The organism is Providencia sp. PROV122, assembly GCF_028482365.1.
Lineage (GTDB): Bacteria > Pseudomonadota > Gammaproteobacteria > Enterobacterales > Enterobacteriaceae > Providencia > Providencia stuartii.
Genome location: NZ_JAMPQI010000029.1, coordinates 1 through 15713, shown reverse-complemented (window position 1 = coordinate 15713; position 15713 = coordinate 1). Strand labels below are relative to the sequence as shown.

Annotated in this window: 14 protein-coding genes, 1 pseudogene and 1 other annotated feature; of the genes and pseudogenes, 9 read left to right on the top strand and 6 right to left on the bottom strand. The window is 42.1% G+C overall.

Annotation, left to right across the window (positions count from 1 at the left end):
• Positions 1-218: 218 nt before the first annotated feature.
• On the top strand, positions 219-467 hold the full coding sequence (locus PSE69_RS17270) for a DUF2498 family protein (RefSeq protein ID WP_121874639.1): 249 nt from the start codon (positions 219-221) through the stop codon (positions 465-467).
• A 92-nt stretch (positions 468-559) separates the two neighbouring features.
• Here PSE69_RS17270 and sohB read toward each other — a convergent pair whose 3' ends face one another.
• On the bottom strand, positions 560-1606 hold the full coding sequence (gene sohB, locus PSE69_RS17265; RefSeq protein ID WP_014656049.1) for a protease SohB: 1047 nt from the start codon (positions 1604-1606) through the stop codon (positions 560-562).
• 178 nt (positions 1607-1784) lie between these two features.
• On the opposite strand from sohB, the gene PSE69_RS17260 reads away from it, so the two are divergent.
• Positions 1785-2549: a YciK family oxidoreductase gene (locus PSE69_RS17260; protein WP_004920174.1), complete on the top strand. Its 765-nt coding sequence runs from the start codon at positions 1785-1787 to the stop codon at positions 2547-2549.
• 5 nt (positions 2550-2554) lie between these two features.
• A complete protein-coding gene (gene cobO / locus PSE69_RS17255; RefSeq protein ID WP_036940360.1) occupies positions 2555-3145 on the top strand; it encodes a cob(I)yrinic acid a,c-diamide adenosyltransferase in 591 nt (196 codons plus the stop codon).
• Between the two features lie 46 nt (positions 3146-3191).
• On the opposite strand, the gene PSE69_RS17250 is transcribed toward cobO, so the two are convergent.
• From PSE69_RS17250 to rnm, 4 genes are all read right to left on the bottom strand, one after another.
• On the bottom strand, positions 3192-3881 hold the full coding sequence (locus PSE69_RS17250) for a hypothetical protein (RefSeq protein WP_223854789.1): 690 nt from the start codon (positions 3879-3881) through the stop codon (positions 3192-3194).
• Positions 3882-4266: 385 nt separating this feature from the next.
• Positions 4267-5184, bottom strand: coding sequence for a 23S rRNA pseudouridine(2605) synthase RluB (gene rluB, locus PSE69_RS17245; protein WP_014656052.1), 918 nt, complete (start codon positions 5182-5184; stop codon positions 4267-4269).
• 140 nt (positions 5185-5324) lie between these two features.
• On the bottom strand, positions 5325-5945 hold the full coding sequence (locus tag PSE69_RS17240; protein WP_004920184.1) for an L-threonylcarbamoyladenylate synthase: 621 nt from the start codon (positions 5943-5945) through the stop codon (positions 5325-5327).
• Positions 5946-6214: 269 nt separating this feature from the next.
• Positions 6215-7087, bottom strand: a complete 873-nt coding sequence (gene rnm, locus PSE69_RS17235; RefSeq protein WP_014656053.1) for an RNase RNM — start codon at positions 7085-7087, stop codon at positions 6215-6217.
• A gap of 168 nt (positions 7088-7255) precedes the next feature.
• Positions 7256-7356, top strand: a sequence feature (Trp leader region).
• Positions 7357-7383: 27 nt separating this feature from the next.
• Here rnm and PSE69_RS17230 point away from each other — a divergent pair.
• From PSE69_RS17230 to PSE69_RS17205, 6 genes and pseudogenes are all read left to right on the top strand, one after another.
• Positions 7384-8958 carry an anthranilate synthase component 1 gene (locus PSE69_RS17230; protein WP_036940367.1) on the top strand — a complete coding sequence of 525 codons (1575 nt, stop codon included), beginning with the start codon at positions 7384-7386 and terminating at the stop codon, positions 8956-8958.
• Positions 8958-10587: pseudogene (gene trpD / locus PSE69_RS17225) on the top strand (bifunctional anthranilate synthase glutamate amidotransferase component TrpG/anthranilate phosphoribosyltransferase TrpD). Before PSE69_RS17230 ends, trpD begins: the two are co-directional and overlap by 1 nt.
• Before the next feature lie 2 nt (positions 10588-10589).
• Positions 10590-11951: a bifunctional indole-3-glycerol-phosphate synthase TrpC/phosphoribosylanthranilate isomerase TrpF gene (trpCF, locus tag PSE69_RS17220; protein ID WP_121874636.1), complete on the top strand. Its 1362-nt coding sequence runs from the start codon at positions 10590-10592 to the stop codon at positions 11949-11951.
• Between the two features lie 80 nt (positions 11952-12031).
• Positions 12032-13222, top strand: coding sequence for a tryptophan synthase subunit beta (trpB, locus tag PSE69_RS17215; protein ID WP_014656054.1), 1191 nt, complete (start codon positions 12032-12034; stop codon positions 13220-13222).
• Complete coding sequence (gene trpA / locus PSE69_RS17210) at positions 13222-14028, top strand: tryptophan synthase subunit alpha (RefSeq protein ID WP_121874635.1); 807 nt, start codon at positions 13222-13224, stop codon at positions 14026-14028. The genes trpB and trpA overlap by 1 nt, the downstream gene beginning before the upstream one ends.
• A 227-nt stretch (positions 14029-14255) precedes the next feature.
• On the top strand, positions 14256-14570 hold the full coding sequence (locus tag PSE69_RS17205; RefSeq protein ID WP_004920212.1) for a BON domain-containing protein: 315 nt from the start codon (positions 14256-14258) through the stop codon (positions 14568-14570).
• Between the two features lie 319 nt (positions 14571-14889).
• Here PSE69_RS17205 and ompW read toward each other — a convergent pair whose 3' ends face one another.
• Entirely contained in the window at positions 14890-15528 is a 639-nt protein-coding gene (ompW, locus tag PSE69_RS17200; RefSeq protein WP_014656056.1) for an outer membrane protein OmpW, read from the bottom strand.
• Between the last annotated feature and the right edge of the window lie 185 nt (positions 15529-15713).

The following is a 15713-nucleotide window of genomic DNA, read 5'->3' as shown; positions in this document are numbered from 1 at the left end:
ATATTGCGGCACAATTGCAATATATCAATATAATTTCTTCAAATAGTTTGCGTTTACGCAAAAACTACCAAGCTAATCACGCTATGCTAAAAAGAACATAAAGTGTTCTAGCTGACTGATTTTAGCCATATAATGGCTAATTATTGCCAACGAAAAGCACACACTCTACCTGATAAAACGCCAGACGCAACCAATTATTTTTTTAAGGGGGCTAACTTATGGACAGCAATATCCAATCTATAACACAAAATGAACTTCTCGAAAAAGCTAATGAGATCATAAGGAAACACGAAGACTTCATTCATGGCATGTTCGTTGATACGGTAGAGCAGCATCGTGATACCTTAGTGTTCAAAGGTGAATGCTTTTTAGATGCCAATGGTATTCCAACAGCGAAAAGCACGGCGGCATTCAACATGTATAAACATTTGTCTCATATTCTTTCTGAGCAATACCGTCTTAAGTAAAGAGACGTAGCCAAAAAATTACCGGCTAAGCGCCGGTAATTAATGATAGTTACGAAATCTATTTTTTGCGAGAAAACCGAATCTTAATTTAATTACATAAAAGGTTTTTGCCCGCGCTGCCACCAACGCAATAACAATTTATCAACATTTTCAGACATGCTACCCGTAAAACGTTCTAACATCTTTTTACCTTGTGTATAGCGAATACTGATGATTTCTTTAGTCTCTATTGCTGAAATAATAATATCGTCACTCACGCCAATTTGGTCAATTAAGCCTTTATCAAGTGCTTGAGTACCATACCAATATTCTCCAGTAGCCACCGCGTCAATATCTAATGATGGACGATTATGATGCACAAACTGTTTAAATAACTCGTGAGTTTCATTCAGATCTTCGATGAATTTCTTACGTCCTTGTTCGGTATTTTCACCAAGCATAGTTAATGTGCGTTTGTATTCACCCGCTGTATGCAATTCAACATCTACATCATGTTTTTTTAATAAACGGTGAATATTTGGTACTTGCGCAACTACCCCAATAGAACCAATGATGGCAAATGGAGCCGCAACAATCTTCGACGCAATACACGCCATCATATAACCGCCACTTGCGGCCACTTTATCAACCGCGATAGTCAACGGAATATTTTTTTCTTTTAAACGGGAAAGCTGTGATGCCGCTAAGCCGTATCCATGTACCATGCCCCCAGGGCTTTCAAGACGCAGCAAAACTTCATCGTCTTGTTCCGCCACGGCTAGAATAGCGCTGATTTCTTCTCTTAAAGAGCCGACTTCACGAGCATCCATACTGCCTTTAAAATCTAAGACATATAAACACGGTTTTTTGACCGTTGATTGCCCTGCTTTTGCCCCTGCTTTTTCACTTTTCGCCTTTGCTTTCTGTTGCTTTTTAAAGGCTTTTACCCAAGCTTTATGCTCAGAATCATTCATTTTTACTTGCTGCATTTGGCGCTGGCGTTCGCGATAACGTTCCCCTAAGTCGGTAATTTTCAATTCACCTCGCCCACCTTGGCGACGCATTCCGACACCAAAAACAAAAACAGCCAAAGCAATAATTGCAACGACTATTGTGACGACTTTTGCCAAAAACAGTCCATACAGAGAGAAATACTCCACAAAATCATCCTTCTCATATTTATCTTGATAAAAATAGTCTCATGATTGCTATTAAACAACCAGTAAAATAACGTCGTTTCTATCGTAATCTTACTTAAATTTCTACGCTACATTAGCCAATAGCATCAATCAATGAGATGATATCGTAACTGTTAACAAATAGGATAGGAAAAATACCATGCTCCACTATCAACCTAAACATGACCTTTTAAGTGGCAAAACCCTTTTGGTTACTGGGGCCGGTGATGGAATTGGCCGTGAAGCCGCATTAACCTATGCTCGCTTCGGCGCCTCTTTGATTTTAGTCGGTAGGACACAGCATAAACTTGACGCCGTTAGCCAAGAAATCGAAACATTAACCGGTAAGGCCGCAGATATCTATGTCGTTGACTTGTTGACAGCACCTCATGAACAATATGTTGAGTTAGCCAACGATATTGCTAAAAAACACCCTTATCTAGATGGCGTATTGCATAATGCAGGTCTTTTAGGGGTTGTTGCCCCAATTATCGAACAACCTGTCGATTTATGGCATGACGTTATGCAAGTTAATGTCAATGCGTCGTTTATGTTAACTCAAGTGCTGTTGCCTTTATTACTGAAAGCACCAACAGCATCGCTCGTTTTCACCAGTTCCAGCGTCGGTAAAAAAGGCCGTGCAGACTGGGGAGCCTACTCCGTTTCTAAATTTGCCACTGAAGGCTTAATGCAGATCCTTGCCGAAGAGTATAAAAACAGTGGCTTGCGTGTTAACTGTATCAATCCAGGGCGTACTCGCACCAGTATGCGTGCCAGTGCAGCACCAGATGAAGATCCAATGACTATCAAAGCACCAGCCGACATTATGCCAATTTACTTATATCTTATGAGTAATGATAGCTTGCGTAAAACAGGCATTAGTTTTGACGCTCAACCCGCTCAAAATGTTAAAACAACGGAGTAATTTTTATGTCTCAAAGCCGGCATGAAGAGCGTCAACAACGTTTGAAAGAAAAGGTTGATGCTCGAATTGAATCTGCGCAAATCGAACGAGGTATCTTGCTAGTTTTTACAGGAAATGGCAAAGGTAAAACAACAGCAGCGTTCGGTACAGTATGCCGTGCTGTCGGCCATGGACAAAAAGCCGCTGTCGTGCAATTTATTAAAGGCAGTTGGGATAATGGTGAGCGAGAATTATTAGAGCCTCACGGCGTTCCTTTTTATGTCATGTCTACTGGTTTTACCTGGGAGACTCAGGACAAAGAAGCTGATACTCTCGCTTGCCTTGATACATGGCAATATGCGCGGCGGTTACTGGCTGATCCAGCCATCGATTTAGTGGTACTTGATGAGATCACCTATATGATTAGCTATGACTATCTGCCATTGGAAGAGGTTATAGACGCATTAACTGATCGCCCTGAACACCAATCAGTGATTATTACTGGGCGAGGCTGTCACCGCGAACTGCTTACTTTAGCTGACACCGTTACTGAAATGCGCCCTGTGAAACATGCTTTTGATGCTGGAATAAAAGCACAAAAAGGGATTGACTGGTAATCGTATTCATCTGCCGATACATAGCAACTGTGTATCGGCAATTTAATTACATCATCAGAATGCCGGCACCGAAGATCGCTCGGGTTTGCTGCATAAACTCTGCATATTTGCATTTTTCAAGTAATGCTGTGCCATCATTTCTCATTTGGCTATAAATCACTGCCATGTGTGAAATTTTATTGTGGTATTCGTTATAATAGAACTGTTTTCGTTGTGGGTCTAAAGAGCGACGAAAACGATTAACCAACCCAACCACTTCTTGTGCATACATTTGCAGAACTTCATCGGTAAAATTAGGTGTCGTGAGTGGGTAATCGAAATGCACTGTGACCGATTGCTTTTCACCATGAGGCACTTTTTTCACCATTAATTGTGATATAAAGGCATCGCCACGGTGGATTAGGTCAGTCAGCTCCTTATGTGTTAAACACTTCGTTTTTACTTGGCTAACGGCAGCCGAGCTTGATAGCGCTTCTGGTGCTTGTTCACCAACTGGAATATCACAGTTAAACACATTATTATCAATGATATAATCGTTACTGCTATTTATTCTACCACTGAGTTGATAGTGACCCACCACCAGCGATTGTTTGTTCAGATGGTGAAGTGATGGGATCCCTTCTGTCCCATACACATAATTGTACGCGTAATAAAATTGCTGAGTTGGGTTGAGAATGCCACCTTTATTGCCTGGGTAAACAATAAACTGAACAGGTTCACCCGTCGTCGTTATCATAACGTGGACACCAGGCTTCAATAAGAGGCTTCCCACACTTTGATTAGGAACAACAATCGGATGGTAATCCATAAAAAAAATGAAACTATCTGATGTATCATTCGTAAAATAAAAACGCCCGCTTTCTGATATTATGCTTTGATTATTATCACATCCACTAATCATTACGCTTAAGCAAAGTATCATCAACGCCTTTATTAATCGAAAACTAAACATGTAGTATAATTTACCTTTGTTTATTCCTTTACATCATAACGGTAACTTAAACACAGAATATTCTCAAATGAGTTTGTATCATTTTGTGACAAATACATAACCAAAACTAATAAAAAAGGTTATAGATAACTCTATAACCTTTTCGATAAATCAACACAAGCCAAAGTCATTAAATGCGTGTACGACGCTTTGCTGTTGGTCTAGATGATTGACGTTTAGACGCAGGTCTTGCTGCTACTTGTGAATGGCGTTTAACCGCACGACGGATCTGGTTTGCTTTGATGCGTCGTTGGTCTCGTTCAACAGCCACCTTAGTTTCTGTTTCAGCTTCAAGCCCAACCAACTCTCTTAGGTAATTGGTTTGTTGTAGGCCTAACTCAGTCCAGCCACCACGCGGCAGACCTTTAGGCAGGTCAATATCACCGTATCGCACCCGGATCAAGCGGCTGACTTGGACCCCAACGGCTTCCCACAAACGGCGTACTTCACGGTTACGCCCTTCTGTTAAGGTCACGTTATACCATTGGTTCATCCCTTCACCGCCACGGAAAGAAACCGTTTTAAATGCGGCCGGGCCATCTTCAAGCTGAACGCCTTGAGTTAATTGACGTATTTTTGCATCAGTGATTTCCCCAAATACACGAACAGCATATTCACGCTCAACTTCGCGACTTGGATGCATTAAACGGTTAGCCAGTTCACCATCGGTAGTAAACAGTAATAACCCACTTGTGTTCACATCGAGGCGACCAACCGCAATCCAGCGAGCTCCCACAAGTTTTGGTAAACGCGTAAATACTGTCGGGCGACCTTCTGGATCATGGCGAGTACACAGTTCACCTTCTGGCTTGTAATAAGCCATGACACGACAGATCTCTTTTTCAGGTTCTTTTATCGCTAATATCCGACCATCTAATCTAATTTTAGTCGCCGGTTTTACTTCAATACGATCACCTAGCGTCGCGATTTTACCATCGACACTAATGCGCCCTTCTTTTAGAAAAGTTTCAATTTCACGACGGGAACCATGCCCAGAGCGGGCAAGAATTTTTTGTAGCTTCTCAGTTTTTTGCGGTTTAGCGCTCATATAACCCTCAAATGTCGCCTTCACAGGCGTCAAATAGTTTTTCGTACACAGTGACGAAAAATAACGAATTGGAAAACCTGCGTATTATACACAGGTTTATGAGGATGCCCTATTATTAATCGACCCGCGATGATTATCGCTTATTCGAAAGGAGATGGGTCACCTGTACCGACACGAACGACAACTGGGCTATCATCCGTGAAATCAATTACTGTTGTGGGTTTTTGACCAATGTAACCACCGTGGATAACTAAATCGACCTGTTTACCGAGTAAATCACGGATCTCTTCAGGATCTGACTGCGTAAAGTCATCCCCCGGCATAATGAGGCTGGTTGACATTAATGGCTCACCAACAGCTTCAAGGAGGTCTCGAGCGATAGGATTAGACGGAACCCTTAACCCAATGGTTTTACGTTTTTCATTCATTAAGCGGCGAGGCACTTCTTTAGTTCCGCGCAGAATAAACGTGTAGTTGCCGGGCGTATTATTTTTAATTAACCGGAATGCCGTATTATCAACATGTGCATAATTTGATAGCTCAGAGAGATCTCTGCACATCAAAGTAAAGTTATGGTTGGCATCAAGTTGACGTATGCGACAAATACGCTGCAATGCCTCTTTCTCTTCCAACCGGCAGCCTATTGCATACCCAGAATCGGTTGGGTAAACGATAACGCCGCCCTTGTTTAAAATTTCAACACTCTGGTTGATTAACCGAGCTTGGGGATTATCCGGATGGATATAAAAAAACTGACTCATACAGACCTCTGATCTTTAGTATTGACAGCATCATCCGGTAAAAACCTTAAAATGGCACTATCTATTTACAATAAGAAAACACATCTCTAAAAAGACGCACTACTTTAATGACATTCCAAATCACTCAGGTTGTTTCACAGGAAATGAGAATATCGAGAGGATAACTATGTGGCTAGCATCGTGCTCGGTATATCACTCCCACTGCACACTCAACCCAAATTGAAGTATCACTGTTATATTTTACACCGCATTTATTATACATCAACGCATTATGTCGTTTTTACTTCGTCCCATAATGTCCAAACCGCCCGTTGATCATCAGGCAGCCACAGGTTACGCCCAAGTTCAATCCACGAACATGGACGATGGAAATCGGAGCCCATTGACGTTTTTAAATTCGCGGATTGTGCAAGTTCATCTAGATACTGCTTTTCATTGGCAGGTTGCTGACAATGAGACACTTCCATTGCATCCCCCTGACACTGTTTAAAATAAGCTATCAAGCGTTTCAGCCATTTATTCGAAAGTTGATATTTCGAGGGATGCGCGAGTACAGCCACGCCCCCAGCTTGCTGGATCACCTTAACGGCCTCATCAATGGTGCACCATTTTGCCGGAACATAGCCCGTTTTCCCCTTTGATAGATAACGCTTAAAAACGTTACTGATAGTTTTCTCTTTCCCCGTTTTTACCAAATACTGAGCAAAATGCGCTCTGGTGACTTGTCCACCTTGGGCTATTTCTAACGCATTTTCCCATGCATCCGCTATGCCTGCTTTTTGTAGGCGACGGCCAATCTCCTTTCCGCGCTCGACCCGTAATACCGATTGCCGCTCTAATAGCTCAACCATTGCGGATGCTGTAGGTGAAAAATTTAATCCCACAATATGAATTTCAATATTTTCCCATAAGGTGGAAATTTCAACGCCATTAATCAAGGTTAAAGGGCGTTGTGCGTGTGAAAGGTATTCACGAGCCTCAATAACACCTTCACAGGTATCATGGTCAGTAATAGAAAGTACGTTAACCCCCATCTCAATTGCTCGCTCAACAACCTCAATGGGCGACAAATCACCGTCAGAAGCCTGAGTATGGCAATGTAAATCATATCGGGTCATTAATGGGCTCGAAAATTGTGACATAGCCTATTTCACTCCTTTTTCCCGTTTCTGGATATTTTTCCTAAATATAAATAACAAACCGCTTGACACAACTCACGCGATCCAGTTTACTAGTACACGAGACAAGTTACTGACCCGTATTAATGTGATTATCCAGAGAGGCACTGTATGAATATTCTTAATCTATCAAATCGTTGGTGGCGCAACTTCCCAAATTGGGCGGATGCCGCACACGCATAGATTAAATATGCCTAAGTGCCTAACCCGCCTTCACCCGCGGGTTTTTTTATGTCTAAAAACTGTTAAAAGGCAATAAAATGAATAACCAAAACACAACATTAGCACATTTTAGTTTTCTGGATAGTCCAATTAACTATCAGCAAGATCCAACATTGCTGTTTCATCACCTGTGCCACGACATTCCAGCAACTATGTTACTGGAGTCGGCAGAGATCAACAGCAAAGCCAATTTACAAAGCCTATTGATTGTCGAAAGTGCGCTACGCATTCGTGCATTTGGCCAACGGGTAGACGTTGAAGCATTGACTGAAAATGGTGCTCAATTACTCCCAGTCATAGCAACACAACTAGCTGATAAAGCTCAACATTATGAACTATCAGCACAACATTTGACGATGACATTTAGCCAACCGAATGGTGATCTTGACGAAGACAGCCGCTTAAAAAGCGCATCATGCTTAGATGTATTGCGTTTATTGCCAACATTGGCTCAAGCGACTTCACAAAAATCTGAAAACCTATTTGTCGGTGGGTTATTTGCCTATGATTTAATTGCCAGTTTTGAATCACTTCCTGAAGTGAAAACGATAAATAATTGCCCTGATTACTGTTTTTTTGTCGCAGAACACTATTTAGTGATCGACCATCAAAATCAAGCGGCACGCCTAAAGAGCGCTATTTTTTCGACTGTGGATAGCCATGTAGAAACGGTCACACAACGTCACAACGAGCTGATAGCGGCATGCCGTCCGTTCTTATCGCCTCTTCCATTAGGGAAAACGGAACAATTTCACGTTGAAACCAACAAAAATGATCAGCAATACGGTGCGGTAGTCAATGCAATGAAACAAGCCATTTATCGTGGTGATATTTTCCAAGTCGTGCCATCACGGAAATTTTCAATGCCTTGTCCTTACCCATTAATTGCTTATCAAAAGTTAAAGGCACAAAACCCGAGTCCTTACATGTTTTTTATGCAAGATCAGGACTTTTCACTGTTTGGCGCATCACCTGAAAGCGCATTGAAATACAGTGCAAGTGACCGCAAAGTTGAGATCTACCCTATCGCAGGAACTCGCCCTCGTGGTCGTGATGCCTCGGGAGCGATTGACTTAGATCTTGATAGCCGCATCGAACTTTCTATGCGTACTGACCAAAAAGAGTTAGCTGAACACCTCATGTTAGTCGACTTAGCCCGTAATGACTTAGCGCGTATTTGTGAGCCTGGTAGTCGCTATGTTGCAAACCTCACAAAAGTCGACCGCTATTCATTTGTTATGCATCTAGTATCACAGGTGGTTGGCACACTACGCAGAGATCTCGATATCTTTCATGCATACCAAGCGTGTATGAATATGGGCACGCTGACCGGAGCGCCCAAAGTTCGCGCTATGCAATTAATTGCTGAATATGAGCAGGAGCGCAGAGGCTCTTACGGTGGCGCTGTAGGCTATTTTACTGGTAAAGGGGATTTTGATACTTGCATCGTGATCCGCTCAGCCTATGTGGAAAATGGTATTGCTACGGTACAAGCGGGCGGAGGTGTCGTTTTAGACTCCTCCCCGCAAGGCGAAGCCGATGAAACACGTAACAAAGCTCGCGCAGTGATCCGCGCAATTGCCCAAGCACACCAAGCAGAGGAGTTATTTTAATGGCTAACATACTATTACTCGACAATGTTGACTCCTTTACTTACAACCTCGTTGACCAATTGCGCTCAGGGGGCCATCAAGTGGTCATTTATCGCAATACCGTCAGCGCAGAACGTATTCTATCTGTCCTCAATAACATGGATTCCCCTTTGCTGGTGTTATCACCGGGACCTGGGAAGCCAAGTGACGCGGGTTGCATGCCAGCGGTCCTTCAGCAAGTGATCGGTAAATTACCAGTGATAGGTATTTGCTTAGGGCATCAAGCGATTATTGAAGCCTATGGCGGGCATGTTTCCTCTGCTGGAGAAATTTTGCATGGTAAATCATCCATGGCCACCCATGACCAACAAGCGATGTTTGATGGTCTCGATAACCCAATTCCCGTTGCGCGTTATCACTCTTTGGTCGGCAGCCAAATCCCTGAAAAACTGACAATTTGTGCACAATCTAACGGCATGGTTATGGCTGTTCGCAATGACAGTGATCGTGTTTGCGGTTTTCAGTTCCACCCCGAATCTATCCTAACAACTCAAGGGGCTATTTTACTGGAACAAACCGTTGCATGGGCGCTTTCAGCATCGATTGGCACAACAACACCATCATTTTAACCAGGGAAGAGACTCTATTATGCAAACTATTTTCGATAAACTATTCCGTGCACAAGCATTAACACAACAAGAAAGCCAACAGCTCTTTAATGGCATTATTCGCGGTGAATTAACGGAAGCCCAATTGGCTGGAGTGCTCGTCAGTATGAAAATGCGAGGTGAACAACCCGAAGAGATCGCTGGAGCCGCTTTAGCGTGCTTAGAAAACGCACAACCTTTTCCACGCCCTGACTACCCATTTAGTGATATCGTTGGTACTGGCGGTGATGGTGCCAATAGCATCAATATCTCAACGGCGAGTGCTTTTGTTGCCGCTCAAGCGGGGATCAAAGTCGCAAAACACGGTAACCGTAGCGTTTCTAGTCGTTCCGGCTCATCTGATCTACTCGCTGCTTTTGGTATTTCATTAGATTTAAGTGCACAAAGTGCGCGTGACGCATTGGATGAATTAGGCGTTTGCTTTTTATTCGCACCTCAATACCACAGCGGTTTCCGTCATGCGGCTCCTGTACGCTCTCAATTAAAGACACGCACGTTATTCAATGTGTTAGGCCCATTAATTAACCCTGCTCGACCGCCTATTGCATTAATCGGTGTGTATCAAGCGTCATTAATTGAACCTGTAGCAAAAACGTTACAAATGCTTGGTTTTACTCGTGCAGCTGTGGTACACAGTGGTGGAATGGATGAAGTTTCTCTTCATGCAACCACGCAAGTTGCAGAATTAAACCAAGGCGCTCTGTCTTTCTATCAGCTCAATGCCGACGATTTTGGGTTGCAAGCTTATCAGCTATCTGATTTAGAAGGCGGAACACCAGATGAAAATCGAATTTTGCTAAGTAATTTGTTACAGGGTCACGGAAAGCCTGCACATGAAGCCGCCGTTGCAGCCAATGTCGCCATGCTAATGCGGATCAATGGTTATGAAGACCTAAAAGCCAATAGTGAACACGCTCTAAATATTATTCGTAGTGGTGCTGTATTTGATCGCGTCACTGCGCTCGCTTCAAGGAACCAATAAAGATGAAAGCAACCGTACTGCAAAAAATTGTTGATGATAAGCTAATCTATCTGGAAGAGCGTAAACAACAACAACCTTTAGACAGCTTTATTGATAAAGTGCTCCCATCGAGCCGTCGTTTTTATGAAGCACTGTCCGCAAAACGCCCTGTATTTATACTGGAATGCAAAAAAGCATCACCATCAAAAGGGCTAATTAGGGAAGATTTTGATCCTGCCGTCATAGCGAACATTTATGCACCCTATGCGTCAGCTATTTCCGTCTTAACCGATGAAAAGTATTTTCAAGGGAATATGGCGTATTTGACCACTGTCAGTCGTACGGTTAAGCAACCCGTTTTGTGTAAAGACTTCATTGTTGACCCATACCAAATCTACCTTGCGAGATATTATCAAGGCGATGCTATTTTACTGATGCTCTCTGTCGTGAGTGATGAGCAGTACATTGCACTTGCAGAAGTCGCACACCAACTGAATATGGGTGTACTGACTGAGGTGAGTAACGAAGAAGAGTTAGAGCGAGCGATAAAACTAAAAGCGCGTGTTGTTGGCATTAATAATCGTGACCTCCGCGATTTATCAATCGACCTCAATCGTACCCGTGAATTGGCACCGCGTCTGCCAGAAGGCACCATTATTATTAGTGAATCCGGCATTCACCGCCACCAGCACATTCAATCTTTGAGCCAGTTTGCCAACGGTTTTCTGATTGGTAGTGCTTTAATGGAGCAAGCCGATCTTAACAAAGGATTGCAAAAATTATTAATTGGGGAACATAAAGTTTGTGGCCTAACCCGAAGCCAAGATGCGCAAGCCGCCCTTGCTGCGGGAGCAACTTACGGCGGCTTAATTTTTGCTGAAAACTCCCCGCGAAAAGTGACCCTGTCACAAGCAAGGCAGATAATACATGCCGCTCCACTACAATATGTTGGTGTTTTCCGTGACCAATCTGCTGATTTTGTTGCCCATATGGTCGAACAACTGGCTTTATCAGCAGTGCAACTCCATGGTCATGAAGATGCCGATTATGTGAAAAATCTACGTAGCCATTTACCTGAGCATTGTGAAATCTGGAAAGCCGTCAATATGTCACAACCTGATTTCAGCCAGTTTGATGGGCAACCGATTGATTTGTTGCTACTTGATAATGGTCGTGGCGGCAGTGGTCAAACTTTCGATTGGAACAAGATCCCAAATAGCAGCCAATTTCGCGTGATGGTTGCAGGAGGCTTAAATGCCGACAATTGCCGTCAGGCTGCGACACTATTATGCAATGGATTGGATTTTAACTCAGGCGTTGAAACTGAACCGGGCATCAAAAGCGAGAAAAAACTGAATCAAGTTTTCAGTTCATTAGCACTCTAATCATCAAGAAAAGTAGCGCAATAGTGACTAAGAACTGAAATTGAATATGAATAGCATGACATCAAGAGACGAATAATAATATGAGTAAATTAGACCCCTACTTTGGTGAATTCGGTGGACAATATGTTCCTGAGATTTTAATTCCAGCCCTTAACCAACTGGAAGATGCCTTTATTGAGGCTCAAAACGATCCGACATTTATTAAAGAATTCCATGATCTCCTTAAAAATTATGCCGGTCGCCCTACTGCATTAACACTCTGTAGGAATTTAACCGAAGGCACTAAAACGAAACTATATCTAAAACGTGAAGATCTACTTCATGGTGGCGCACATAAAACTAACCAAGTATTAGGCCAAGCATTATTAGCTAAGCGAATGGGTAAAACAGAAATTATTGCTGAAACGGGTGCAGGTCAACATGGCGTCGCAACCGCTCTAGCGTGTGCTTTGCTTAATATGAAGTGCCGTATTTATATGGGGGCAAAAGATGTTGAGCGCCAATCACCCAATGTTTTCCGTATGAAGCTAATGGGTGCGGAAGTGATCCCTGTACACAGTGGCTCAGCCACCTTAAAAGATGCTTGTAATGAAGCGCTTAGAGATTGGTCTGGCAGTTATGATAAGGCGCATTACTTGCTAGGAACAGCGGCAGGCCCACATCCATATCCAACCATTGTCCGTGATTTTCAGCGTATGATTGGCGATGAAGCAAAACAACAGGTACTCGAAAAAGAAGGAAGACTGCCTGACGCCGTGATCGCTTGTATTGGTGGCGGCTCAAATGCAATTGGCCTCTTTGCATCATTTATTCCTGAAGAAAATGTGCGCCTTATCGGTGTGGAACCTGCGGGTTTGGGTATCGAAACAGGCCAACACGGTGCACCACTCAAGCATGGTCGCGTCGGCATCTACTTTGGTATGAAGTCACCGATGATGCAAACGGATGAAGGGCAAATTGAAGAGTCCTACTCTATTTCCGCTGGGCTTGATTTCCCATCTGTTGGACCACAGCATGCACATTTAAACAGTATTGGGCGAGCGGATTATGTTTCCATTACCGATGATGAAGCCTTAGCGGCCTTTAAATTGCTATCACGTAAGGAAGGTATCATCCCTGCATTAGAATCATCACATGCATTAGCGTATGCACTAAAACTCGCGGAAAAAGAGCCAAATAAAGAACAATTACTGATTGTGAACCTTTCTGGCCGTGGCGATAAAGATATTTTTACCGTACATGATATTTTAAAAAGTAAGGGAGAAATCTAATGGAACGTTATACTCAACTTTTTGAACGTTTAAACCGCGTTAACCAAGGTGCTTTCGTTCCGTTCGTAACATTAGGCGATCCTGACGCTGAGCTATCCTTAAAAATTGTAGATACCCTAATTGCTGGTGGCGCTGATGCATTAGAAATTGGTATTCCTTTCTCCGATCCTCTCGCTGATGGTCCTACTATCCAAAATGCGAATTTAAGGGCGTTTAAAAGTGATATTACCCCAACATTGTGCTTTGAACTTTTGGCTCGGATAAGGCAGAAACACCCTGATATGCCCATTGGCTTACTTGTCTATGCCAATTTGGTCTTTAGTAATGGCATCGATAACTTTTATTCACGTTGTCAACAAGCTGGTGTCGATTCAGTATTGGTCGCAGATGTTCCTATGCGTGAGTCAAAGCCCTTTCGCGAGTCTGCCTTAGCACATGGTATTGCGCCTATTTTTATTTGCCCGCCAAATGCTGATGAGCCATTACTCAAGCAAATTGGTGAATATAGCCAGGGCTATACTTACTTATTATCAAGAGCAGGAGTGACAGGAACAGAAAAACGTGCTGAGACACCATTGACTAACTTAATTAGTCGGTTAAATGAGTATCAGGCAGCACCACCACTACAAGGATTTGGTATTTCTGAACCATCTCAAGTTAGCGAGGCAATCGCTAATGGCGCAGCTGGTGCCATTTCAGGCTCTGCCGTGGTTAAAATTATCGAAAATAATCTTCATCGCCCTGATATTATGCTGGCAGAACTTACCCAGTTCGTGGCAAAAATGAAGACAGCAACACAAAAATAGCGAAATACCCCCACCCTCGATAAACGCCATATCCTGTATGGCGTTTTTTATTTACGATTTTAATTTGCCATTACGGGCGTCTATAAGTTGAATTTTTTCCACTTTCTACTGATACTAAAATTATCAGCGAGAAACTAATTGTAATCATTGTTTATTATGCTGATAAGATCTTGTTGGATGACTTAACCATCACGTATTTTGGCGTTTGACACGTTAGGAGATAAAGGATGAAACTATTCAAATCTGTTAGTGCATTACTTGTCGCTTTCTTTATGGCTTTCACGCTAGCTGCTTGTGCACCAACCGATAAATCTGAAGGCACTGGTGGCTACATTGATGATACTGTCATTACGACTAAAGTAAAATCTGCCCTACTGGCTGAGAAAAACCTAAAATCAACTCAGATTAGTGTTGAAACCTTTAAAGGACGCGTGCAATTAAGTGGCTTTGTCGATTCTAAAGCAGATGCAAATAAAGCCATAGAGGTCACTAAAAAAGTAAAAGGCGTCCAATCTGTCATTGACTCAATGAAAATCCGCTAATACATCATCAATCAACCATTATAAATATCAGCTCAAATTGGGCTGATATTTATATCAGAAATATATCTTACATATTTCCTAAAAATAATAATTACGTTACTTTAATACATTAACAATTGTTGGTATTTTGTTATTTTATCGTTATAAAAAATAGAGGTTATTATTTTCTATGAAATCGTATAATAGATAAATTACATTTTTAGTTAAAAAATTATTCCTAATTTATATCCAAAAAAATCCGAGAATAAATATTCTCGGATTTACTACTACATTCCATTTCAAGTTAGGCATCTGCCTATTATGCATCCTGCAAATTCGATTAGAAGCGATAACCTACGCCAAACATAAATACGAATGGGTCAAGGCGAGTATCAACTTTTTGTTGAGCGCCGTTAAATTTAAATTTAACATCCGTATCAATATCCATCCACCAAAGAGAGGCGTTTAACATCCAATTTTCAGTCAGCATGTAGTCCATACCGGCTTGCGCTGCAAAGCCCCAAGAGCTAGACAGGTCAAGGTCACTCAAGCCCAGCTGTTTTGCCCCTGAATTAAATTTCTCATCAAAGAAGAAAGTATAGTTAATACCTGCACCTAAGTAAGGGCGTAATTTATCTTCTTTACTACCAAAATAATATTGTGCCATCAAAGTAGGTGGTAAATGATGAACTGTCGCAATATTGCCTAATTCACCTAAACTAACTTTATGCTCGAATGGCGTTGCAGCTAATAATTCCACACCGATATTATCGGTAACCATGTAGCTGAATGTCAGCCCTAATTGAGTATTATTATTTGCATTAAAATGACCTAGGCCACCTAATACATCATCAGAGCCTGCATTCGGACGGACAGTTGCAGTACCTGCACGGAAAATAAAATCGCCAGCTTCATGAGCAAATGAAGCAGCTGGTGCAAGCGTTGCGGCAGCTAAGACAAGCGCAGTGAGTTTTTTCATTATTAATCCCATTCCTGTGTTTATTATTTTGGTTTAAATATACCGTTTAATTTTATTTAATGTTCAAATCAAGATCACATCTTTTAATAAAGATAACCTAATCTGACTAAGTTGAATTTATTATTCCATTTATAATTTTTTTGATTTTGATGTAAATCAATTTTTGTTATATATACTTTAAAATA

What these genes read in the sequence shown, in the direction of transcription:
- ompW (WP_014656056.1), bottom strand. Translation starts at nt 15,528, where the DNA reads ATGAAAAAACTCACTGCGCTTGTCTTAGCTGCCGCAACGCTTGCACCA.
- trpA (WP_121874635.1), top strand. Translation starts at nt 13,222, where the DNA reads ATGGAACGTTATACTCAACTTTTTGAACGTTTAAACCGCGTTAACCAA.
- trpB (WP_014656054.1), top strand. Translation starts at nt 12,032, where the DNA reads ATGAGTAAATTAGACCCCTACTTTGGTGAATTCGGTGGACAATATGTT.
- rnm (WP_014656053.1), bottom strand. Translation starts at nt 7,087, where the DNA reads ATGTCACAATTTTCGAGCCCATTAATGACCCGATATGATTTACATTGC.
- PSE69_RS17270 (WP_121874639.1), top strand. Translation starts at nt 219, where the DNA reads ATGGACAGCAATATCCAATCTATAACACAAAATGAACTTCTCGAAAAA.
- trpCF (WP_121874636.1), top strand. Translation starts at nt 10,590, where the DNA reads ATGAAAGCAACCGTACTGCAAAAAATTGTTGATGATAAGCTAATCTAT.
- cobO (WP_036940360.1), top strand. Translation starts at nt 2,555, where the DNA reads ATGTCTCAAAGCCGGCATGAAGAGCGTCAACAACGTTTGAAAGAAAAG.
- PSE69_RS17250 (WP_223854789.1), bottom strand. Translation starts at nt 3,881, where the DNA reads ATGATAACGACGACGGGTGAACCTGTTCAGTTTATTGTTTACCCAGGC.
- rluB (WP_014656052.1), bottom strand. Translation starts at nt 5,184, where the DNA reads ATGAGCGCTAAACCGCAAAAAACTGAGAAGCTACAAAAAATTCTTGCC.
- PSE69_RS17205 (WP_004920212.1), top strand. Translation starts at nt 14,256, where the DNA reads ATGAAACTATTCAAATCTGTTAGTGCATTACTTGTCGCTTTCTTTATG.
- PSE69_RS17230 (WP_036940367.1), top strand. Translation starts at nt 7,384, where the DNA reads ATGAATAACCAAAACACAACATTAGCACATTTTAGTTTTCTGGATAGT.
- PSE69_RS17240 (WP_004920184.1), bottom strand. Translation starts at nt 5,945, where the DNA reads ATGAGTCAGTTTTTTTATATCCATCCGGATAATCCCCAAGCTCGGTTA.
- PSE69_RS17260 (WP_004920174.1), top strand. Translation starts at nt 1,785, where the DNA reads ATGCTCCACTATCAACCTAAACATGACCTTTTAAGTGGCAAAACCCTT.